Origin of the sequence: Actinomadura sp. J1-007 (genome assembly GCF_009793335.1) — a bacterium.
Classification (GTDB): Bacteria; Actinomycetota; Actinomycetes; order Streptosporangiales; family Streptosporangiaceae; genus Spirillospora; species Spirillospora yumaensis.
Genome location: NZ_WING01000001.1, coordinates 4,877,056 through 4,896,973, shown reverse-complemented (window position 1 = coordinate 4,896,973; position 19,918 = coordinate 4,877,056). Strand labels below are relative to the sequence as shown.

At 71.2% G+C, this 19,918-nt stretch carries 20 protein-coding genes and 1 pseudogene; 9 read left to right on the top strand and 12 right to left on the bottom strand.

Features of this window, described 5'->3' with window-relative positions; translation table 11 throughout:
* Positions 1 to 179: 179 nt before the first annotated feature.
* Positions 180 to 1,379, bottom strand: coding sequence for a helix-turn-helix domain-containing protein (locus tag GEV43_RS22290; RefSeq protein WP_160822333.1), 1,200 nt, complete (start codon positions 1,377 to 1,379; stop codon positions 180 to 182).
* Positions 1,380 to 1,724: 345 nt separating this feature from the next.
* Here GEV43_RS22290 and GEV43_RS22285 point away from each other — a divergent pair, with 345 nt between their 5' ends.
* Entirely contained in the window at positions 1,725 to 2,453 is a 729-nt protein-coding gene (locus GEV43_RS22285) for a hypothetical protein (protein WP_160822332.1), read from the top strand.
* Positions 2,454 to 2,459: 6 nt separating this feature from the next.
* Here the strand turns inward: GEV43_RS22285 and GEV43_RS22280 are convergent, their stop codons facing one another.
* A complete protein-coding gene (locus tag GEV43_RS22280; RefSeq protein ID WP_241683005.1) occupies positions 2,460 to 3,362 on the bottom strand; it encodes an aminoglycoside phosphotransferase family protein in 903 nt (300 codons plus the stop codon).
* A 187-nt stretch (positions 3,363 to 3,549) separates the two neighbouring features.
* On the opposite strand from GEV43_RS22280, the gene GEV43_RS22275 reads away from it, so the two are divergent.
* On the top strand, positions 3,550 to 4,104 hold the full coding sequence (locus tag GEV43_RS22275; RefSeq protein WP_160822330.1) for a GrpB family protein: 555 nt from the start codon (positions 3,550 to 3,552) through the stop codon (positions 4,102 to 4,104).
* A gap of 7 nt (positions 4,105 to 4,111) precedes the next feature.
* Here GEV43_RS22275 and GEV43_RS22270 read toward each other — a convergent pair whose 3' ends face one another.
* The 3 genes from GEV43_RS22270 to GEV43_RS22260 form a co-directional block, all read right to left on the bottom strand.
* Positions 4,112 to 4,399, bottom strand: coding sequence for a hypothetical protein (locus GEV43_RS22270; protein ID WP_160822329.1), 288 nt, complete (start codon positions 4,397 to 4,399; stop codon positions 4,112 to 4,114).
* A 47-nt stretch (positions 4,400 to 4,446) separates the two neighbouring features.
* On the bottom strand, positions 4,447 to 4,638 hold the full coding sequence (locus GEV43_RS22265) for a hypothetical protein (protein WP_160822328.1): 192 nt from the start codon (positions 4,636 to 4,638) through the stop codon (positions 4,447 to 4,449).
* Between the two features lie 181 nt (positions 4,639 to 4,819).
* Entirely contained in the window at positions 4,820 to 5,461 is a 642-nt protein-coding gene (locus GEV43_RS22260) for a TetR/AcrR family transcriptional regulator (protein WP_160822327.1), read from the bottom strand.
* Between the two features lie 70 nt (positions 5,462 to 5,531).
* On the opposite strand from GEV43_RS22260, the gene GEV43_RS22255 reads away from it, so the two are divergent.
* Positions 5,532 to 6,425, top strand: a complete 894-nt coding sequence (locus tag GEV43_RS22255; protein ID WP_160822326.1) for an NADP-dependent oxidoreductase — start codon at positions 5,532 to 5,534, stop codon at positions 6,423 to 6,425.
* Between the two features lie 39 nt (positions 6,426 to 6,464).
* Here GEV43_RS22255 and GEV43_RS22250 read toward each other — a convergent pair whose 3' ends face one another.
* Positions 6,465 to 7,055 carry a DUF6461 domain-containing protein gene (locus GEV43_RS22250; protein WP_160822325.1) on the bottom strand — a complete coding sequence of 197 codons (591 nt, stop codon included), beginning with the start codon at positions 7,053 to 7,055 and terminating at the stop codon, positions 6,465 to 6,467.
* A 77-nt stretch (positions 7,056 to 7,132) separates the two neighbouring features.
* On the opposite strand from GEV43_RS22250, the gene GEV43_RS22245 reads away from it, so the two are divergent.
* The 6 genes and pseudogenes from GEV43_RS22245 (at position 7,133) to GEV43_RS22220 (ending at position 11,699) form a co-directional block, all read left to right on the top strand.
* A complete protein-coding gene (locus tag GEV43_RS22245) occupies positions 7,133 to 7,915 on the top strand; it encodes an endonuclease/exonuclease/phosphatase family protein (protein ID WP_241683004.1) in 783 nt (260 codons plus the stop codon).
* A gap of 64 nt (positions 7,916 to 7,979) precedes the next feature.
* Positions 7,980 to 8,462: a sigma-70 family RNA polymerase sigma factor gene (locus GEV43_RS22240; RefSeq protein WP_206681232.1), complete on the top strand. Its 483-nt coding sequence runs from the start codon at positions 7,980 to 7,982 to the stop codon at positions 8,460 to 8,462.
* Entirely contained in the window at positions 8,459 to 8,602 is a 144-nt protein-coding gene (locus GEV43_RS50775) for a hypothetical protein (RefSeq protein ID WP_160822322.1), read from the top strand. The genes GEV43_RS22240 and GEV43_RS50775 overlap by 4 nt, the downstream gene beginning before the upstream one ends.
* A pseudogene (locus GEV43_RS22230) lies at positions 8,563 to 9,417 on the top strand (CU044_5270 family protein); the annotation flags it as partial. The gene GEV43_RS50775 and the pseudogene GEV43_RS22230, both read left to right, overlap by 40 nt.
* A 336-nt stretch (positions 9,418 to 9,753) precedes the next feature.
* Positions 9,754 to 10,752, top strand: coding sequence for an ATP-binding cassette domain-containing protein (locus GEV43_RS22225; RefSeq protein ID WP_160822320.1), 999 nt, complete (start codon positions 9,754 to 9,756; stop codon positions 10,750 to 10,752).
* Entirely contained in the window at positions 10,749 to 11,699 is a 951-nt protein-coding gene (locus GEV43_RS22220; RefSeq protein ID WP_309239771.1) for an ABC transporter permease, read from the top strand. The genes GEV43_RS22225 and GEV43_RS22220 overlap by 4 nt, the downstream gene beginning before the upstream one ends.
* Positions 11,700 to 11,752: 53 nt before the next feature.
* Here GEV43_RS22220 and GEV43_RS22215 read toward each other — a convergent pair whose 3' ends face one another.
* From GEV43_RS22215 to GEV43_RS22190, 6 genes are all read right to left on the bottom strand, one after another.
* The gene (locus tag GEV43_RS22215) at positions 11,753 to 13,657 is read right to left on the bottom strand and encodes a glycoside hydrolase family 15 protein (protein WP_160822319.1); all 1,905 of its coding nucleotides are present in this window, start codon (positions 13,655 to 13,657) and stop codon (positions 11,753 to 11,755) included.
* Positions 13,658 to 13,790: 133 nt separating this feature from the next.
* Positions 13,791 to 14,282: a hypothetical protein gene (locus GEV43_RS22210; protein WP_160822318.1), complete on the bottom strand. Its 492-nt coding sequence runs from the start codon at positions 14,280 to 14,282 to the stop codon at positions 13,791 to 13,793.
* Between the two features lie 133 nt (positions 14,283 to 14,415).
* Positions 14,416 to 15,051: a hypothetical protein gene (locus tag GEV43_RS22205; RefSeq protein WP_160822317.1), complete on the bottom strand. Its 636-nt coding sequence runs from the start codon at positions 15,049 to 15,051 to the stop codon at positions 14,416 to 14,418.
* Between the two features lie 546 nt (positions 15,052 to 15,597).
* Positions 15,598 to 16,428 (bottom strand): hypothetical protein, encoded by an 831-nt coding sequence (locus GEV43_RS22200; protein ID WP_160822316.1) that lies wholly within the window; start codon positions 16,426 to 16,428, stop codon positions 15,598 to 15,600.
* A 28-nt stretch (positions 16,429 to 16,456) separates the two neighbouring features.
* The gene (locus tag GEV43_RS22195; protein WP_160822315.1) at positions 16,457 to 18,319 is read right to left on the bottom strand and encodes a hypothetical protein; all 1,863 of its coding nucleotides are present in this window, start codon (positions 18,317 to 18,319) and stop codon (positions 16,457 to 16,459) included.
* Positions 18,320 to 18,626: 307 nt separating this feature from the next.
* On the bottom strand, positions 18,627 to 19,274 hold the full coding sequence (locus GEV43_RS22190; protein ID WP_160822314.1) for a hypothetical protein: 648 nt from the start codon (positions 19,272 to 19,274) through the stop codon (positions 18,627 to 18,629).
* Positions 19,275 to 19,918 lie beyond the last annotated feature (644 nt).

Sequence of the window (19,918 nt, the reverse complement as noted above, 5' to 3'; positions counted from 1 at the left end):
CGGCGGTACGGCATATGGCGTCGAGGGCGCACCGAGCGGGGGACCCCTGTGCGCCCCCCGACAGGTTGTGAACTGAAGCACACCGAAGGTAGATCGGAACCGCAGCCCCTTTAGGTAAAGGCAGCTTAAAATCACGCGCGGTCGCGCCCGTGATACTCACTGTCCTACAAATCGGTCGGTCAACGCAGCGACGGCCTCCGTTCCCTCAACCGGTGCGCGCGGAGCACCGCGTCGAGCACGAATCGCGAATCCGGATCGTTCAACTGCTCGTCGAACGTCTCGCTGATCTGCCGCATCCGATACCGGACGGTCTGCGGGTGGACTCTCAGCCGGCGTGCCGTCTCCACCGCGTTCCCCTGCGCCTCCAGCCACGCCCCCAGGGTTTCGGTCACGCGCAATCTCTGCGTTCGGCTCATTCGCGTGAACGGGGCCAATCGGCGGCGCGCGACCTGATCGAGCAACGCCCCGTCCGAAAGCAGCCACAACGCGAGGAGATGGCGTTCGCACAAAGTCGGCCCGGCGTCCTCCAGGACGCCCGCCTCGACCAGGGCGAGCGCCTGCCGCGCCCAGCGCAGCGAGTCGTTCGCCTCGGCCAGCGGGACGGTCAGCCCGACGACCGAGCGGCGCTCGGGCAGCGCCCGCAGCAGCATCTCCCGGCGCGCCTCGTCGAACGCCCCGGGCACCAGCAGGTGCGGCTCGGCGTCGCCGAGGTCGGCGAGGACGTCGGCGTCCAGCGCGGCGCGGTCGCACCGCGTGCCGACCGGCAGGGCGATCATGGTGGCCTCGTCCGGCACGGTCCATCCGGCCTCGGCGGCGGGCCGTTCCAGCGCGGTGCCCGGGACGCCCGGCCGCCGCAGCACCAGCCGCAGCAGCCGCCGGTGGTGCCCGGCGATCTCGTCGGCGCTCTGCGACCGCGCCTCCAGGTAGCCCTGCACCGACAGGGAGGCCAGCTCGTCGATGTAGGCGAACAGCGCGTCGGCGAGCCGGGTCATCACCGCCGACGACAGGCGCCGCCGCCTCCCGACCTGCGCGACGCGCCGCCACGCGATCTGCACGCCGACGCGGTAGGCGGCCTGGAGGGCGTCGAGCGAGCGCCCCTCGTACGCCTCGCTCCGGCCGAGCGCGCGGCACAGCTCGTCGCGCCGTTCGTGGGTGTCGCTCGTGCCCGAGATCTGGTCGACGAACGCGGCCATGGCCTGCTCGACGCTCACCCGGATCGCCGGGCGCTTCGCCGTCCCTGCCGCGCGCGCGTACTCGGGGACCGACCGGCGGATCTCGCCGATGATGTCCTCGGCCAGCGACGGCAATTCGGCACTGAGAATGGCGATGACCTGCGGCGGGATTTGCTCGGAGAGATGATCTCGCCCGGCGAGGGTCATCGTCCACCTCTCCTTCCCGCCGCCGCGGAACGACCCATTGCCCGGTAAACGTAACCCAAGCCCGTGGCGCTCGCACCATTCCTTGCCGGATTTCTCCGCGCGCTCGCCTTTTTCCGCGCCGCGCAGTACCAGGTCATCCGCCACACCGGTCCCCCATCCACTCACCCGGAGACAGAATGGATGCCGCCGACGAGCACCCGATGACAAAACCGCAAAAGATCGCAGACGAATTGTTACACGCGGCATTCCATTGCCGTCCCGCGCGTGTTCACGGCACGCCGTCACCCTGTGTCGAGGGCCGCGGCGGAGTTCCCCGGACGGGTGGCCTCTTGCGGACGATCATCTGTGCCGGACGACCTGGTCCGTTCAGACCGGCTCTGCTGTCCTACGGAAATGGGATGGTGGAGCAGGAGAAGGCAGGAACGGGAACTGCACCGGGCCGCGTTCGAGGGCAGGATCGACACGTTCGGCGACTTCGGGAGGGGCACGGTCGGCGGCGCCGACCTCACGCCCGACGGCATCAACGAGACCGCGAAGGCCCTGTTCCATCAGGGCAGACGCGACGAGGCCCTGCGGCTGTGGCGCGGCCTCGCCGAGAGCGGCGACCTGACCGGCATGGCCAACCTGGTGATCGAGTGCGCCGCCGACGGCGACCAAGACGAGGCGCTGGAGTGGTGGCGGAAGGCGGTGCGCGAGGGCCTCGACATCCCGGCGCACGACCCCGGCCTCAAGCTGCGCACGACCGGCCGCGACCGCGCGGCCGAGGGCTGGTGGCGAGCCGCGGGCGAACGGCTCAAGGACGACCGGAGCTGCGAGTACCTGGGCATCTCGCTCCGCGAACGCGGCGAAGAGGAGGAGGCGGCGCTCGCCCTGCGCCCCGCCGCCGAACGCGGCGACCCCGCGTGCGCCCGGGAACTCGCCGCCCTGGCCCTCGCGAGGGCCGACCGCGAAACCGACCCGGCAAGGAGACGACTCGCCGCGGCGGAGGGCCTGAAGTGGGCGCGCAAGGCAGCCGCGGGCGGCGACGAACGTTCCCGCGCCATGCTGGCCGACCTCGAACAAGGCCCGACCTGACCCCGTTCAACGATCAGCGACAAGCCCACCGAGACGGCTCCGCGCTTCAGCGGCCCGCGCCGATTCCCCTTCCAGCTCGTCCGGCGAGGGCAGAACGGCCGTCAGCCCCCACGCGCGCCCGCGCGCCCACGTCGCGTCGTCCACCCCGAGCGTCTCCCGGAACACCGGACGGGTGTCGGCGTCCAGGAACGCCCAGGCCGCGATCAGGTCGCACGCCGGGTCGCCCACGGCCATCGTCCCGAAGTCGATGACGGCGGCCAGGCGCCCGTCGCGGACGAGCAGGTTGCCGGGCGCGGGGTCGCCGTGGATCCACACCGGCGGCCCGTCCCACGGCGGAGCGGCCAGCGCCGCCTCCCACACCGCGGTCACAGCGGCGGTGTCGACCAGCCCGTCCAGCGCTGCGATCCGCGCCCGCATCCGCGTCGCGTGGACGGCGGAGTCCCGATCGTCGTCCACGGGAACCCCGCGGAACCCGTTGCTCCACTCGGGCTCCGGCCCTCCCGCCGCGTCGACGCGCCGCAACGCGAGGAGGAACTCGGCCAGCTCAACGGCCGCGCGGCGCGGGTCGGCGACGCGGTCCAGCGACGCCCGCTCGCCGTCCAGCCACCGGTAGACCGACCAGGGGAACGGGTACTCGGCGCTCGGCTCCCCCTGGGCCAGCGGCACGGGCACGGGCAGCGGCAGGTGCGGCGCGAGGCGCGGCAGCCACCGCTGCTCCCGCGCCACCTGCCCCTCCCACCTGGCGAAACGCGGGAGCCGTACGGACATGTCGTCGCCCAGGCGGAACGTCACGTTGTCCACGCCCTGCGTCGCCACCGGCACGATCGGCAGTCCCGCCCACCCGGGGAACTGCGCGGCGATCAACCGGCGGACGACCGGTACGTCCACCTGGACGGCATCATCAGACAACGCGCTTCCTTTCGGTCGGCCCCCATCCCAGCCGCCACACCCGTCCGGGGTCCACTCATTTATCCGGCCCCGCCCGCCCTGAGAGCGGCACCCGCACAGGGACGACCTCGGCTTTCGTTGCTGGTCTTGGGGTTGCGGGGTTGCGAATATCCGGCTGGGGAGCCGACCGGCGCGGTAATGTCGCCGGATGCCCACCGCGCCCTTCGCTCCCGGCCTCGGCCTCACCGACGGCACCATCCGGATCGCCAACAGCAATCCCGACTGGCCGGAGACGTACGAGCGCCTGGCGTCCGACCTGCGCGCCGCGCTGGGCGACCTGGCCGTCGCGATCGAGCACGTCGGGTCCACGTCGGTGCCGGGGCTCCCCGCCAAGCCGATCCTCGACATCGCCGCGGGCCTCGCGCCCGGCGCGCCGGCGGAGGCCGTCGTCGCGGCGATCACCGGTCTCGGGTACGAGGACCGCGGCGACAAGGACGACGAGGGCGGGCGGCTCTTCGTCCTGCGCAGCCGCCCGTCGTACCGCATCGCGCACGTGCACGCCGTCCCGCACGGCGACCACCGGTGGGACGCCTACCTGGCGGTCCGCGACCGGCTCCGCGAGGACGCCGAGGCCCGCGACGCGTACGGGGCGCTGAAGCGCCGCCTGGCCCGCGAGCACCTCAACGACCGTCCCGCCTACGGCGAGGCCAAGACCGGGTTCGTCCGGTCGCTCCTCAGCGCGCCGCCGGCCGGCGCCGAGTAGCGTCCGCCTACAACAGCACGATCCGCCCGGTCTCGACGACGTCGACGCCCCACTCCCGCCCGTCGATCTCGACGCTCCGGGGTAGTAGCCGCCCCTGTTCGACCCGTTCGCACGGCAGCTTCTCCACGACGTCCACGACGACCACGGGCTCGTCCGTCCAGACGCCGCCGCGCGTACGGCATCCGAGCCCGACGCCGACGACGTTCGGGTCCGTTCCCAGGTACTTGTCGACGATCCGGTCCCGCGCCCTGGCGAGCGCCGCCTGCTCCTCGTCCCCGAACCCGCGCTGTCCCATCCCGTCCTCCTACCCGGCCACGGGCGGCTCGCCTCGAACTCCCGCTCTCAGGGGCGCGCCTTCAACCGTCCGTCGGGAGTGACGTCGAGAAACGCGCGGAACATCCGGTCGGGGAAGCATTGGGAGCGCACCTCCTCGGGCCGCGCCACCGCCGACGCGTCGACCAGCACGCGCCCCCGCGAACCGGTGATGACGACCCGCCACGGCGCGACCGGCACACCCCGCGCGGAACGGCCCATTTCTCTATCATCCGAGCGCTCCCAGCCGCTGAACAGGCCCAACCCCCTGGCGCGGGCCTACGTCCGGACGACTCGTTCCGTCGGAAAGGGCCGATGGGCTCTCCGGCGGGGCTGCGCGCGAAGCTCCCGTACGTTCACGCCGCTCACGCGCGGATGTCGTGGGTCCGTCTGGGCGGGGCGTTCAGGGGCTCGTTGTGGCGGGAGCCGGTTCTGTGTTGCGGGCGGGGACGGCCGGTCGCGGGCGTTCGGTGGGGGTGGTGGTCTGCCAGGCGGCTTCGATCATGCGGAAGATCTCGTGGACCGCGGCGTCCGGGTCGGGGGCCTCGCGGGCCAGGGAGTGGGCGTCGATCACGAACCTCGCGATCGTCCGGCAGGCCGTGGGGGTCCGGGACAGGGCGGGATCGGCCGCGATGGCCGTCGCCAGGGACTCCGCGTGGCGCAGCCGCATCGACTCCTCGTACTTCCGCAGGGCGGGCGATGCGTCGATCATGCGCCAGATCGGGACGGCGCTGTCGGCCGCGCAGTGCAGGACCAGTTCCCGCATCTCGCGGCGCAGCGCGGGGATGAGCGGCTCGTCCGGCGCCCGGTCGGTGACCGCGCGCCGGAGGCGTTGCTCGAAGTCCTCGTCCTGCTCGAACACCAGGGCCTCTTTCGAGGCGAAGTGGGAGAAGACCGTGGTGACGGCCACGTCGGCCTCGGCGGCCACGTCGCGGATGCCCACCTCGTCGTACCCGCGCTCCAGGAAGAGCCGCAGGGCGGTCTCGGCGATCTTCCGGCGGGTGGCGGCCTTCTTGCGCTCACGGCGTCCGGGCGGCACGGTCATGCGGTGATGCTACCAGATACAAAAACGAAGCTGTTTTGAAACCCTAACGGTTAGTGCTACGTTCGGCGGCATGAAGAAAGTGAGCTTCGCCGAGTTCGGCGGTCCGGACGTTCTGCAACTCATCGATGCCGAGGAGCCCCACGCGGGCCCCGGCCAGGTACGCATCGCCGTGCGGGCGGCGGGGGTGAACCCCGTCGACTGGCGGGTCCGCGAAGGCCAGGTCCTGGGCGCCCATCCGACCGTGCTGCCTTCCGGGGTCGGGCTGGACGCCTCCGGGGTGGTGGACGAGGTCGGTGAGGGCGTCGACGGGGTCGAGGTCGGCGACCACGTGTTCGGCGAGGGTTCGAGCACCTATGCCGAGTTCGCCGTGCTGTCGTACTGGGCCCGTATGCCCGAGGGGCTGTCGTTCGAGGAGGCGGCCGGGTACCCCTCCGTGGTGGAGACCGCGCTGCGCGTCGTTCGCGAGGTCGGCGTGCAGCCGGGACAGACGCTGCTGGTCAGCGGCGCGTCCGGAGGGGTCGGGTCGGCGGTGCTGCAGATCGCCCGCGACCGCGGCATCAGGGTGATCGGCACGGCCGGGGCCGCGAACCAGGGCTACCTGCGCGAACTGGGCGCCGTCGCCACGACGTACGGCGAGGGCTGGGTCGAACGGGTGCGGGCGCTCGGCCGGGTCGACGCGGCCCTCGACCTGGCCGGTTCGGGCGTGATCCGCGAGCTGGTCGAGCTGACCGGGGACCCGCGGAAGGTGGTCTCCATCGCCGATCTGGACGCGCCGAAGCTCGGCGTCCGCTTCTCCGGCACGGCCGGGAGCGTGGCGGACGCGCTCGCCGAGGCCGTCCGCCTCATCTCGCTGGGGAGGCTCCACATCCCGGTCGAGAGGTCGTACACCCTCGCCGACGCCGCGGCGGCGCACATCGACAGCCATGCCGGCCACACGCGCGGGCGCCGGGTGATGGTCGTCTGAGTCGGTGCTCCCCGTCACCGGGGCGTGCGCTGGGCAGGCTTACTCGACGACTCCGAGCAGGTAATCGGCCTGCTCGAAGGTCTCCTCGGTGAGGGGGACGCCGGTGAGGTGCTCCGCCAGGGCGAACGCCTTGGCGATCGACCGGTCCTCTCCCTCGTCCTCGGTGAACGCGAAGCCGATGGCGCGCATGGCGTCCACCAGGTCGTCGGCGGCGGAACCCTCCCGGTCGTCGGGGGCGAACGGCTTGACGTAGAGCCGCAGGCCGCCGTCCTCCAGCCAGTGGAAGTGGTCGTGGCCGTTGACGTTGACGGAGTGGGAGACCAGGCGGGTGCCCGCCGACAACCGGGCCAGCACGTCGGGATCCGCCAGCACGTAGGCGCCGGGCTCGAAGGCCACCGCCCAGCCGCCGGCCGCGAAGACGCCGACGACCTCGTCGGAGTCCCACTCGTCCATCCAGTGCTCGTACAGCGCGTCGGCGCCCGTGATGCGCGGCGGGTCGAGGGGACGGCTCCCCAGCCGGTCAAGGAACTGTTCGGGCGACAGATCCCGCACCATCGTCACGGCGTACCCCTCATGAGGGTCACCGGGGCAACGGCTCGTCCACTCGAAGGCGTCGGCGGTCTTGACCATGGCAAGGACCCTCCCACACCCCTCCGACACTCTGCGGCTCCCATTTTCATGGGCGGTCGGGTGGGTAGCGGGTGGGGATGCGGGTTTTTACGTTGAACCTTTGGGGGCGGCGGGGGGATTGGGAGCGGCGGCGGGAGGTGTTGCGGGACGGGGTTCGGGCGCTGGGGCCTGATCTGGTGACGTTCCAGGAGGCCATCGTGGACGGGGCGTACGACCAGGTGGTCGATCTGCTCGGGCCCGGGTACGAGGTGGCGCATCAGGCGGAGCGGGAGCCGGACGGGCAGGGGATCTCGATCGCGAGCCGCTGGCCGCTGGGCGCGGTGCGGGAGGCGGACCTCAACGTGACGCCGCGTACGGCGGGGTTCGCCTGCAGGTGCCTCGCCGCCGAGGTGCGGACGCCGGACGGGCCGTTGCTGCTGGTCAACCATTTCCCCAATTGGCAGCCGGAGCTGGAGTACGAGCGGGAGTTGCAGGCGGTCGTGGCGGCGCGGTTCGTTGAGGGGCTGGCGGGAGGCGACATGCCTGTGGTGGTGTCGGGGGATTTCGACGCGGCGCCGGAGGCGGCGAGCATGGCGTTCTGGACCGGTCGGCGTTCGCTGGACGGCATGAGCGTCTGCTACCGGGACGCCTGGGAACAGGTGAACCGGGGCGAGCCCGGTTACACATACACGCCGTACAACCCGTTGATGGAGGACGAGGACTGGCCGCCGCAGCGGATCGACTACATCCTGGTGCGGCGCGGATCCGGGCTGGAAGTGCGCGGTTGTACGCGCGCGTTCGTGGAGCCCGTCGGCGGAATCCAGGCCAGCGACCATTACGGGCTCGTCGCGGACCTCGTTCCGGTGCCCGGACGCCCCTGAGCCTGTTCGCTTTTGTAAGCGGACGCCGCGCCCTGGGCGTAAGAGGGGTGTGGACCAGAGAACCGTGGATTTCGCAGAGTTCTACGAGCAGTCCCGTGACGGGTGTCTACGCGCGGTCTACGCGTCGGTGAACGACCGGCAGGTGGCCGAGGAACTGGTGTCGGAGGCGTTCGCGCGCGCGTTCGCCTCGTGGCGGAAGGTCAGCCGCCATCCGGCGCCGGAGGCGTGGATCGTACGGACCTCGCTCAACACCGGCGTCTCCCGTTGGCGGCGGCGCAGACGCGAAGTCCGCTGGGACGGGCAGGAGCCGTCCGGCGGCGATCCCGGCGAGTCGCTCATCGACGCGTCGCTGCGGGACGCGCTGCGGGCGCTGCCCGTGCGGCAGCGCGAGGTGATCGCGTTGCGGATCTTCCTCGACCTGGACACCCAGGCCACCGCCGACGCCCTCGGCATCGCCCCGGGCACCGTCCGGGCCCACCTCCACCGAGCCACGGCCGCCCTGCGCGAACGGCTCGTCTCATCCAACGAACGGGAGACGGCACGATGAACCACCACGACGAGGAGGTGTACGCGGCGGTCAGGGAGACCTTCTCCGCCGTTCGCCTGGAACGCCCGCTGGACGCGGTGGCCGCCCGTGGGAAGCGGCTGCGGAGGCGCCGCCGGGGGCCGTGGGGGCGACGGCGCTGACGGCGGTCGCGGCCGTCGCGGCGCTGGCCGTCACCGTGCCCGGCGGTGAGGGATCGGCGCGCCAGCGGGACGCCGCCGGTCCGGCGGGCTCGCAGATCCTGCTCGTGGCCGCCTCGCGCGCCGAGTCCGCCGGCGGTACGGGCGCGTACTGGCGGGTCCGGCAGGAGCGCGCGATGACGTTCGGCGCCGGGAAGAAGGCCAGGCGGACCGTTCTGGAGAGCTGGGCGCAGCGCGACGGGCGGTCCTGGACGTCGTGGAAGGAGCTCGCCGGTCCGCACGCCGGAAGGTCCGGGTTCTTCAAGAACAAGGGCTCGCACACGTTCCTGGTCTGCGACAAGGAGATGACCTATGCGCAGGTCGCGTCGCTGCCCACCGCCCCGGCGGCCCTGCGGGGCGCGGTGCGCAAGGCCATGCTGCACAACGACGACGGACCCGTTCCCGCGAACGCGCAGGACGACTTCGTGACGAGCTGCCTGGCCAACCTGCTGGTGTCCGTCCCGGCGGCGCCGAAGACGCGCGCCGCCGCGTACCGGGCGCTCGCCTCGTCCAAGGGCGTCACGGTGACGGGCAAGACCAGGGACCCGCGCGGCAAGTCCGGCGTCGGCGTCACCGTCAAGGGGTCGCGCGGCACGAGCAGCCGGTTCGTCATCGACCCGCAGACCTCGCTCGTGCTGTCCGAGCAGACCGAGTCGCTCTCCACCGGCGGCCCCGGCGAGCCCGCCGGGGCCGAGGCCGGCGACGTCGGCACGGCCGCGTCGACGGTCTACCTCCAGGTCGGCTGGACGGACGAGAAGCCGCACCCGCCCGCCTCCTGACCCCCCGTACGGCCCCCGCGCGGCCGGGCGCCCCCGCACGTCGGGGCGCCCGGCCGCTCGTCGTGTCGGCGCGAGCCGTTCACGAAAGGCGCTGCGGCATTCGAGGCGCCGGGAACGCGGGAAGCGGCGGGAAAGGCCGCGCACGGAGTGACCTGCGTTTTCAAGCTATGACAGCATTAATTGAATTCTGTCAACGATCCAAGCGAAAGAAGTTTTTATTGGCCAATGGCGGGGAAATGATGTACTTTTGCGTTCGCCGCAGGTCGGGCTCCGGGCGTCCGCGGAGCGCCGCCGGCACGATCATTCGCACCTGCTCACACTTTCGGGAGCTCTGTCGTGCATTCATCCACCACCGCCATCGAAACGGACGGACTGGTGAAGGTCTTCGGTGACGTCCGCGCCGTGGACGGGATCGACCTCACCGTTCCGGCCGGCATCGTGCACGGGTTCCTCGGCCCGAACGGCGCCGGGAAGACCACCACCGTCCGCATGCTCGCCACGCTGCTCCGCCCCGACGCGGGCTCCGCCCGGGTGTTCGGCCACGACGTCGGCCGCGAACGCGCGGAGGTGCGCAGGCGGATCGCCCTCACCGGCCAGTCCGCCTCGGTGGACGAGCACCTCACCGGCCTGGAGAACCTCGTCATGGTCGGCCGCCTGCTCGGCCGCCCGTGGAAGGACGCACGCGCGCGCGCCGCCGAGCTGCTGGCGGCGTTCGAGCTGGACGAGGCCGCGAACCGCCTGGTCAAGGGCTACTCCGGCGGCATGAGGCGCCGGCTGGACATCGCCGCGGGGATCGTGGTCTCCCCCGACCTGCTGTTCCTGGACGAGCCGACCGCCGGGCTCGACCCGCGCAGCCGCAGCGAGGTCTGGAACGTCGTGCGCGCCCTCGTCGCGGCGGGCACGACCGTCCTGCTGACCACGCAGTACCTCGACGAGGCCGACCGGCTCGCCGACCGCGTCACGGTCATCGACCGGGGCAGGGTGATCGCGGAGGGCACGCCCGGGGAGCTGAAGGCGTCGGTCGGGAACGGCGCGCTGACCGTGCGGGTCCTCGACCCCGCGCGGCGCGAGGAGGCCGGGCGGCTGATCGAGCGGGAGCTCCGGGTCCCGGTACGGCTGGAACCGGACCCGGTGGCGCTGTCCGCGCAGGTCTCCGACCTGGACCGGATCGCGCGCGCACTCGCCGAGCTGTCCCGCGCCGGCCTCGCCGTCACCGACTTCGCGCTGAGCCGCCCCAGCCTGGACGAGGTCTTCCTCGCCCTGACCGGCCGCCGCCCCGAACCCGACGCCGCACCCGACGCCATGCCCGGCACGAACGAGGAGGATGTCGCGTGACCACGCCCGACGCACCCGTCCCGCCGGACGCACCCGTCCCACCCGACGCGCCTGTGCCGTCAGACGCGCCGGTCCCGTCGGACGCGCACGTCTCGCCGCCCGCGCCCGCTCCGCCGGATGCGCTCGCCCCGCGGTCCGCGCCCGCGGCGCTCGGCCGGGTCCTGGCGGCCCGTTCGCGGCCGCAGCCCCCGAACGCCCTCTCGGCGTCGGTCACGCATTTCTGGCGCGCGATGCTGGCCTTCAAGCATTTCCCGCAGCAACTCGTCGACATGGTGCTTTTCCCGTTCATCTTCCTGCTGGTGTTCACCTATCTCTTCGGCGGGGCGATCAGCGGCTCGACGCGGGAATACCTTCAGCTGTTCGTTCCGGGAATCCTGGTGCAGACCGTGGTGATGATGTCGGTCTACACGGGGACGGCCCTCAACACCGACATCACCAAAGGCGTGCACGACCGGTTCCGCACGCTGCCTTTCTGGCAGCCGGCCACGATCGTCGGGAACGTCCTCGGCGACCTCGTCCGCTACGTGATCGCGCTGACGGTCACGTTCCTGCTCGGCCTGGCGCTCGGCTTCCGGCCGGACGGCCCCGCCGGAGTGCTGCTGGTCCTGCCGGTCCTGCTGTACTTCGCGTTCGCGGTGAGCTGGATCTTCACGGCGCTCGGGGTGGTCGCGGCCCGGCCGGAGACGGTCTCGTCCACCAGCATGATCGTGGTGTTCCCGCTGGTCTTCGCCAGCAACGTGTTCGTCCCGGAGGGCAGCATGCCGGGGTGGATGGAGGCGTTCGTCAACGTCAACCCCATCTCGCACGCGACGACGGCGGCGCGCGGCCTCCTGCACGGCACGGCCTCGTCCGGCGACATCGGACTCGTGCTGGCGACCTCGACCGTCCTCATCGTCGCGTTCGGGCCGCTGACGATGCGCCTGTACGCCCGCAAGACCGACCGCTGACCGCACCCCCGCGAGGCGTCGTGCCGCGTCCCGCACGCGCCTCGCCGGGGGGGTTACTCAGGGCGGGTTCTGCGGCGTTCGGCCCAGGCGTGCAGGGCGTCCGCCTGGTCGGCGACGTCGAGGTTCATCGCGGCCTCGATCAGGGCGAGATGCGTGAACGCCTGGGGGAAGTTGCCCAGCATCATGTTTCCGGGCCCCATCTCCTCCGCGAACAGCCCCAACGGGTCGCCGAGAGCGCACAACGCGTCGAAACGGCGCTTCGCCTCCTCTTTCCGGCCTCCGAGCAGGAGTGCCGACACCATGTCGAACGAACACAGCAGGAACGCGCCTTCAGGGCCGCCGAGCCCGTCGTTCGTCTCCTCAGGGTCGTAACGGCGGATGAGAGGGCCGTCCGTACCGAGCCGCTCCGCGATGCGGTCGAGGGTGGACAGCACGCGCGGGTCCTTGCCCGGCAGCACGTTCAGCACGGGGAGCCGCAGCAGCGAGGCGTCCAGGTTCTTCGCCCCGTACGACTGGACGAACGCCCCGACCTCTTCGTCGTACCCGCAGCGGAGCAGTTCTTCGTGCACCTCGTCGCGCACCCGCCGCCACTCGTCCACCGGCGGCCGCCCGTCCGACGGTTCTTTGCGCGCCGGTCCGCCGGACGGACCGTCCGACTGCGCTCCGCGCGGCGGACCGTCCGTGCCCGCCGTCAGGTCGGCGAGGCGGATTCCGCGGTCCAGGCAGACCCAGGCGTACAGGGCCGAGCTCGTCCAGCGGCGGCGGCTGTCGCGGACCTCCCAGATGCCGTCGTCCGGCCGCCGCCACACCCGTGCCAGCGCCGAGACGATCTTGAACAGCTTGGCGAGCTGGTCCCCGGTCAGGCCGCCGGCGGCCTGCTCGTAGACGAACGCGGCGTCGAGGACCTGCCCGTACACGTCGATCTGGAACTGCTCGAACGCCTTGTTGCCGATCCGCACCGGCCGCGAGCCCGCGTAGCCCGCCAGGTGGTCGAGGGTCTCCTCGGCGACGTGCGTTCCGCCGTCCAGGGTGAGCATGGGCTTGAGGTGGTCGCCGTCCAGCGAGCAGTTGCCGAGCAGGAAGCGCAGGAACCGGCCCGCCTCCCGCCGGTGCCCGAGCCGCATCAGCACCAGGACGACCAGCGCGGCGTCGCGGTGCCAGGGGTAGCGGTAGTCCCAGTTGCGCTCGCCGCCGGGCCATTCCGGCAGCGAGGCGGTCGGCGCGGCGATCAGCGCGCCGCTCTCGCTGTGCATCAGCCCGCGCAGCACGACCGCGCTGAACCGTACGTGCTCGGCTCCGTAACCGTCGTACGCGTCGTCGCCCGTCCAGTCCGTCCAGGCGCGCGCCGTCTCGTCCAGCAGCCGTCCGGCCTCGTCCGGCGCGAACCACCGCCCGGCGTACCCGAGGACGAACGCGGCGCTCTGCCCGGCCCGCAGGGTCATGTCGAACGCGGCGTCGCCGTCGTCCCCGATCCGCCAGCGCGGCGTCCCGCTCAGCGCGAGGCCCGCCTCCGCTTCGAGAAGGCCCTCGTCACGTTCCTCCCAGCGGGGTGGACGCCGCGCGTGGTCGGGACGGGCCCGCACCCGGCCGCGGACCCGCGCCTCGCCCTCCTCGCAGCGGACGAGCCGTACGAGGGCGCCGGTCGGCACGATGCCCCGGTCGTCCTCGCCGCCCGTCCCGGTCACGGCGAGGAAGTCGGTGACGGCGACCGTGGCCGTCTCCGTGCGCCAGCGGCTCTCCAGGATCAGCGTCGTGCCCGCGTACGCGCGTTCGGGCGGGCCCGCGCCCTCGACGTCCAGCTCCCACGCGCCCCCGGCCTCGCGGTCCAGGACGCGGTTGAACACCGACGCCGCGTCGAACCGGGGGGCGCACATCCACTCGACCGCGCCGTCCGGGCCGGTCAGCGCGGCCGTCCGGCAGTCGGAGAGGAAGGCGTACGAGCCGATCGGCGGAGTCATCCCCCGCACCCGCCTGCCACGGCACCCCCGGACGTCCTACCTGTCCCCTCGTTCCCCATCTTGATCACCTCGAACCGGCGGGGTGCCGGGCGAGCCGGACGCACGGCCTGCCCGGGCCCCCACGGGCGGACGCTCAGATGTTGCTGTACTTGAGCTTCGGGCTGGATCCGTACGAGGCGATCACCTCCATCACGTCGCCCGTCTGGTACAGCTCGGGGTCACAGTCGAAGCCTGCGGAGGCGATCCGCAGGTTTCCGCCGCTCAGGGCGAGGACGCCGCTGGCATTGGTGAGCGCCCCGACGACCGTGCCGCCCGCCCCGCCGGGGCCGGCGATGGTCGTGTCGCATCCGTCGGAGCCGTGCGTGTAGAGCTTGATCCCGGTGAGCGAGCCGGTCGCGACCGCCCCGTTGAACGACGCCACGGTGTAGTTCCACGGCAGCCCGCCTGCGGTGAGCTGCACGTTGATGCCCGCCGGGCCGTTGCAGAGGCCGTACGACGAGGTGTTGATCTTGAGGTTCGGCGGCTGGAAGCCCGGCACGTTCCCGGTCATCACGGACGTGCCGCAGGAGGCGACCGCGCCCGTGGTGAGGTTCTTCACGATGAACGACGGCGCGGTGAGCGTCACGTTCCCGACCGGCGTGATGCCGGGCGCGGCGAGGGCGGGCGCGGCCCCAGCCCGACGGCGGCGGCCACGGCGGCGGTCACGGCCAGGGCGCGGGTTCTTCGTCGCATGGAAGGGCTCCCTTCGTGGACGTGCGCTACGGGAGGGTGATGGAGATCTTCGGGCTGGCCTGGTACTCACCGGACAGCCGGATCGAGTCGCCGACGTTGATGATGTCCGGGTCGCAGTCGGCGTCGGCGGTCTTCACGACGAGGTTGGCGGACGCGGTGGTGTACTTCAGCCGCCCGGTCACGTTGGTGTACGTCGCGCCGACGGCCCCCGGCGTGGCGCCCGGACCGCCGATGGTCGCGTCGCACCCGCTGCTGTCCTGGAAGGTGAAGCGCACGCCGCCGAGCGTCCCGGTGGTCACGCCCGACGCGTAGGACGCGGCGTTGAAGCTCCACGGCAGCCCGTTGGACGTGATGTCGACGATGATCATCGACGGGTGGCTACAGGCCGAGAGCGGGTTGGCCGGGGACTCGAAGGTCGCGGTGTTGACCCTGAACGGCGGCGCCGGCGGAACCTGCGTCGCCCCGCTCAGGACGGACGACGAGCACGTGACGACCGAGCCGGTGGTGATGTTCTGGAACAGCACGTTCACGGTGTTCGTGAAGGTCACCGGCCCGATCGGCGTCACCGTGGACGGCTTGGCGGACGCCATCGCGGGCGTCCCGGCGACGAGCGCGGCGGCGCACGCCACCGGCAGGGCCGCTCTTCCGAAGGTTCTACGCATGACGGTCTCCTCTACGGAACGAGGCCCGAGGGCCTCTCCTAAGGAAGGGTGATGGTGAGCGCGGGGCCTGCGCTCAGAAACCGATCACGAGTACGCCTGCGGCGACGGCCGACGGAAGGCGGACGATTCCGCGCAGCATTCCGATCCCCTCCTGCGCGACAGCCGTTACTCGTGCGTTTGCCTTGCGGCACGGGCAAGGAGCGGAAGACCCGCCCTTTGGCGCTGGAATCGGAGATGGCGCGTTGCTGCTGGTGGTGTCGTTCGACGGCTGGTGCGGTGCACGATCCGTCCGCCCGGACGGGCCCGAGCGGCTCAGTCGCCCGCGCGCCGGGCGGGCCGCTTCGGGCTCAGGGCGGCCGGGCAGAGGGCGCGGCCACGACGTGTCACTCGCGGGCTCCGGCCGCCGCGCTCCCCGGCGGGGCGGGCGCGGGTCCGGTCGCCGTCATGGCGGACCCGCCACCGCCGCCGTCCGGCGGACGAGGGTGGGAGGGCGGGCCGTGCCCACGGGGGGTGGTGACTCATGGGCACGGCCCGGTCTGGTCGGCCTTACGGCAGCGCGGTGTAGGACTTGGCTCCGATGTACTCGTTGAACACCATCGAGCTCTTGCCCGCGGCCGACGGGACTCCGGCCTGGTTGTTGACGATGGCGTTGACGAGGCCGATGTTCAGGGCGCAGCCCTTCGCACCGGGCACCGAGAACGTGTTGTCGACATGCGTCGCCGAGCGGACGATCAGGGGCGGGGCCTTGACGACGATCTTCGCCGGCACGCCCGTGATCGGCGCGGTCCCCGCGGGCGGGCTGGTGGTGCCCGTCGTCAGGTTCAGCGTGATCGGGTTGCTGTCGTCGCCGATCAGGCAGGTGCCGCCGAGGAACGGGTTGGTCAGCCGGATCTTCAGGCCGAGCTTGAGCTTGTAGTCGGGGCTCACGGGCTGGTCGAAGACGCCCGCGTACTCGGGCTTGGCGTAGACCGCCGACAGGATCGGGTCGCCGAAGATGCCCGGCCGTACCAGCATCTTGTCGGCGCGCATCTTGCCGAAGATCGGCGTGTAGAGCTGCGTCTCCGGGTCCAGAGCGGTCGCGAACGTCATCCTGATCGGGGACGTGATGCTCTGGTCGAACTTCCCGAGGGCGAACCTGCCGCTGGTGACGACCGCGTTGAAGCAGGTCGAGCCGAGCTTGACGTACTTCGCGGGCAGCACCGGGCAGTCGGCGAAGTCGAACGTCGGGATCGGATCGGCGGCCACGGCCGCCCGCGCCGGCGCGGCGGGCGCGGACGCCTGCGCCGCCGTGCCCGCCGTGAGCGCGGTCGCCGCGGCGATTCCGGCGAGAGGGATGGCCAGACGGGTAAGGCGTCGAGCGGAGGGGGAGGACTTCACGATCGCGATCCTTTCATTTGGGGCCAGGTCACGGCGAAGTAATCTTCTGCGGGGGATTGAACTTGAGGTTCCCGCTCGTCCCGAGATAGATGTTGAAAAGATCGAAACCCGGGATCGGGGCGGAGCACTGCGTTTTCGGCGACAGGCCGAACGTGGTGACCAGGTTGGAGATCTCGGAATTTTCCTTGCCGTAATCACCGGACGCATTGGTGGGAATATCGACCCGCTCCCCGGTGTCATCAGAGGCGAAACCGCCGAAGCGGAGGCGGCACGGCTGCCCCTCGATCCTGCCGGTGGCATTGAGCAGGACGCCCTCGAAACGCATCGCGAAGGTGCCGTCATCATTGATGACGAGCATCAACCAGACCGGCGTGTCCTGCGTGACCGTCAGCGGGATCTCGTCGGATCCGTTCCGGAGCGCACAGCCGCTGAACTTCATATTGGTGATCTTCGCCATCCGGAAGCGCGGCTTCCACTTACCCGACTTCAACTCGAACGACATCCGCCAGTCGTCACACTTGAGAGCGGTGTCCCCCGTGCCGCCCGGCACGATGAAATCCTTAGAGGCCAGCGTGACCTTTCCGCCCGGCGACACCGTTATCGTCTTCGGTTCCCGTTCGGTGTCGCAGTTGGACGTCGCCGTCTTCCTGCACCACTGCCCGGTCTCCAGCTGGAGCGCGTTTCCCGGTCCCGAAATCGTCGCGGTGAGCAGAGGGCTCAGGTCCTCCCCGACACCGCATCCGGTGAAGTCGGGAATCGTCACCTTCCCGGTGAACGTGCTCCCCTGTTCGAGCCGGAGCCTGCCCGTCTCGATGTTCCCGGTGAAAGAGTTGATCTCAAGCGGCGTCGGCGCCGTCCCACAGGAGGCGCCGAGCGGAAGGGCGGTCCCGTTGACCAGTGCCTTGGTCGCGCGCATCGCCACGTACGACCGCCCCCAGGTCTCGTCGTCCCGCGGGCTCGGCAGGTTGTTCTGCACGGCGAGGTCGGAGCGGAGGTTCCCGGTCGTCAGGTACGGCTTGCCCGCCGGATCGGTCCCGGGCGGCCGGACCTGCGCCACTTCCGCGGTCGCGGTCGTGGGCATGAAGCCGAAGCCCAGCATCGTCGTCGTCGCGGGCATCGCCTGCGTGTCGAAGTACCCCTGCTGCTGGTTGTAGTTGACGGAGCCGGCGGGCACGGCGCGGACCGTCTTGACCGCCCGCCTGAGCAGTGTTTCGGCGCCGATGGGGGTCGCGCCGCCGAGCTTTTTGACGTTCGCGAAGCCGGAGGCCCTGATGCAGTAGGCCAGGCTCCGGGCGGACGTGATCGTCTCGAAGTTCCCGGCGGGCAGCGGCGGGGTCTTGTAGACCTCCTGGAGCCTCGGGTGCTGGTTGAAGTCCTCCTCGGGGTTGACCCCCGGCTCCCGGATCTCCCGGCACTCCGGCGCGGCGGCGCCGGGCGCCGCTTGGCGCGGAGCGACGGTGGCGCCGTTCGGGCTCGCTGGACGGTCCGCCGCGGCCGAGACCACCGGGACAGAGGCCAGCTCCTGCTTTCGGCTGGAACCGCACTTCACCGGCTGGGGAGAACCCGGCCCGGCTCCAGGAGCCAGCAGCAGCGTCAGCGAACCCGCCCTCCACGTGACCTTCCCCGGCGAGTAGACCGTCAAGGGTGAAGCGATGGCTCCACCGGTGAGGACCACTTCACGGTCGGCACCATCCGTCTCGCTCGCATTGAGCGAGAAGCCGGGCCATCCGGCGGCGGCCCTCCTGCCGTTCTGGGCCACGTCCACGGAGAGCGCCGCGGAGCCGGTGATGCCCTCCGGGGCCCCTGCCGCGACCGGAGCCGCTGGAGTCGTGGAGTTCCCGCCCGGCTTCTCACCCTTGAGCTCTCGCATCAAGGCGCCCGGAACGGTCACGCTGATGTCGACCTTGCCGAGGCGGATCGGTTCCCCGACCTTGGCCCGGACCGGTGTCCGGCCGCTCAGCCGCGCCTTGACCCCGTAGGTCCCCGACTCGGTGACGCACTGGTACGACAGCCCGACTCCGATGTCCGCGATCGCCGGCCGCGTTCCCGCGGCGAGCCCGGCCGCGCAGAGTACGGCGGTGATCCCGGCGGTGCAGGCCGCGCTTCGGGGCGTCCAGCGCATTCAGAGTCCTTCTCCGGATCGGCGGTGCGCCCCCACCGGACGGCGGGGGCGCACTCAGTGGGGCCAGGCCCCCTCGTCAGGGGCTGGTGATGGTGAGGATCGGGTTGATCTTGTACTTGCCGTTCAGCGTGACCTTGTCGGTCGCGTTGATGAGGGTCGGGTCGCAGTCGTCGTCGGCGGTCGCGACCTCGAGGTTGCCGCCGCTGACCGCGAGCTCGCCGCTGGAGTTGGTGTAGCTGCCGTTGATCGTGCCGGCGCCGCCGCCCGGGCCCGTGATCGTCGCGTCGCACTCGTCGCTGCCGTGGATCGTCGCCTTGACGCCGGTGAGCGTGCCGGTGGCACCGGTGGCCGTCGGGGTCACCGCGTTGAACTTCCAGTTGGGGAGGTTGTCCGCGGTGATCCTGATGACGATGCCCGCGGGGCCCGAGCACCAGTTGTTCGGGTTGCCCGGAGTCGCGAACGTGGCGCCGGTCAGCGTGGCGAGGCCGTTGCCGGGCAGCCCGGTGCCGTTGAGAGCGGTCCCCGTCGCGGTCGCCTGGGTGCAGGTGACGGCGGCGCCGGTCGTCACGTCCTTGGCGGTCAGCGTGCCGACGTTGGTGCCGGTGATGCTCGTGCCGCCGCTCACCGACCACGTCACGTCGGCGTGGGCGGGAAGGGCCGTGATCCCGACGACGGCGGCCATGGCCGCGCCGGCGGTGAGGGTGTTCCGCATGAGCTTGCGCATGTCAGTCTTTCTTCCCTTCATGGGGTGGAGTTCTCGACTGGTAGGGACACTGACCGCGTTTTACACAGGGGCGACTCCGCTTCGACTGAGAGGATCGGCAGGACATCGCTGGAATCGGAGAGTTCCGCCGGATCCAGCCACAAGACCACCCTGTCCCGCCTAGCTGCCTACCAGGAAGATACGTGTCGGTAACAAGTTCCTCAAGGGCCAATCGACACTTTTTCAAACTGCTGCGCAAGCACTTCGGAGGATTGTCACCGAGTTAGTTTTCGATCATGCCCGTATTATCATCGCCTTACAATCCGGCGAACAATGACGCCGACTCCGATCGGCCCGCGACCAGCAGTATGACGGCATTGGAGGACGTCCCGGCGCCACCGCCGCCGGCCGCGCAAAGCACGGCCGAACACGGCGCGTTCTCCATTGCAATCACCAGTGCCTTTGCGGGAGCCGAACGACTGGAAAGGCCGTCGCCGGACACCCCTGAGCCCGTCTTGGCGGTGGAGTTCGCGGACGCCCTCGTACACGTGGCCGCGGCACTGCTGACCGTGACCGCGAAGACGAGAATTCAACGTTCCTGGCACTGATCCGACCCCCGGGAGGAAAGTCCAGGTGACGTTGAGTGCCGGGGCGGTGGCCATGGC

Excerpts from the sequence above, each read along its gene's own strand:
- GEV43_RS22205 (WP_160822317.1), bottom strand. The coding sequence starts at position 15,051 with ATGCGTAGAACCTTCGGAAGAGCGGCCCTGCCGGTGGCGTGCGCCGCC.
- GEV43_RS22245 (WP_241683004.1), top strand. The coding sequence starts at position 7,133 with ATGCGGGTTTTTACGTTGAACCTTTGGGGGCGGCGGGGGGATTGGGAG.
- GEV43_RS22190 (WP_160822314.1), bottom strand. The coding sequence starts at position 19,274 with ATGCGCAAGCTCATGCGGAACACCCTCACCGCCGGCGCGGCCATGGCC.
- GEV43_RS22255 (WP_160822326.1), top strand. The coding sequence starts at position 5,532 with ATGAAGAAAGTGAGCTTCGCCGAGTTCGGCGGTCCGGACGTTCTGCAA.
- GEV43_RS50775 (WP_160822322.1), top strand. The coding sequence starts at position 8,459 with ATGAACCACCACGACGAGGAGGTGTACGCGGCGGTCAGGGAGACCTTC.
- GEV43_RS22290 (WP_160822333.1), bottom strand. The coding sequence starts at position 1,379 with ATGACCCTCGCCGGGCGAGATCATCTCTCCGAGCAAATCCCGCCGCAG.
- GEV43_RS22250 (WP_160822325.1), bottom strand. The coding sequence starts at position 7,055 with ATGGTCAAGACCGCCGACGCCTTCGAGTGGACGAGCCGTTGCCCCGGT.
- GEV43_RS22260 (WP_160822327.1), bottom strand. The coding sequence starts at position 5,461 with ATGACCGTGCCGCCCGGACGCCGTGAGCGCAAGAAGGCCGCCACCCGC.
- GEV43_RS22275 (WP_160822330.1), top strand. The coding sequence starts at position 3,550 with ATGCCCACCGCGCCCTTCGCTCCCGGCCTCGGCCTCACCGACGGCACC.
- GEV43_RS22215 (WP_160822319.1), bottom strand. The coding sequence starts at position 13,657 with ATGACTCCGCCGATCGGCTCGTACGCCTTCCTCTCCGACTGCCGGACG.
- GEV43_RS22270 (WP_160822329.1), bottom strand. The coding sequence starts at position 4,399 with ATGGGACAGCGCGGGTTCGGGGACGAGGAGCAGGCGGCGCTCGCCAGG.
- GEV43_RS22265 (WP_160822328.1), bottom strand. The coding sequence starts at position 4,638 with ATGGGCCGTTCCGCGCGGGGTGTGCCGGTCGCGCCGTGGCGGGTCGTC.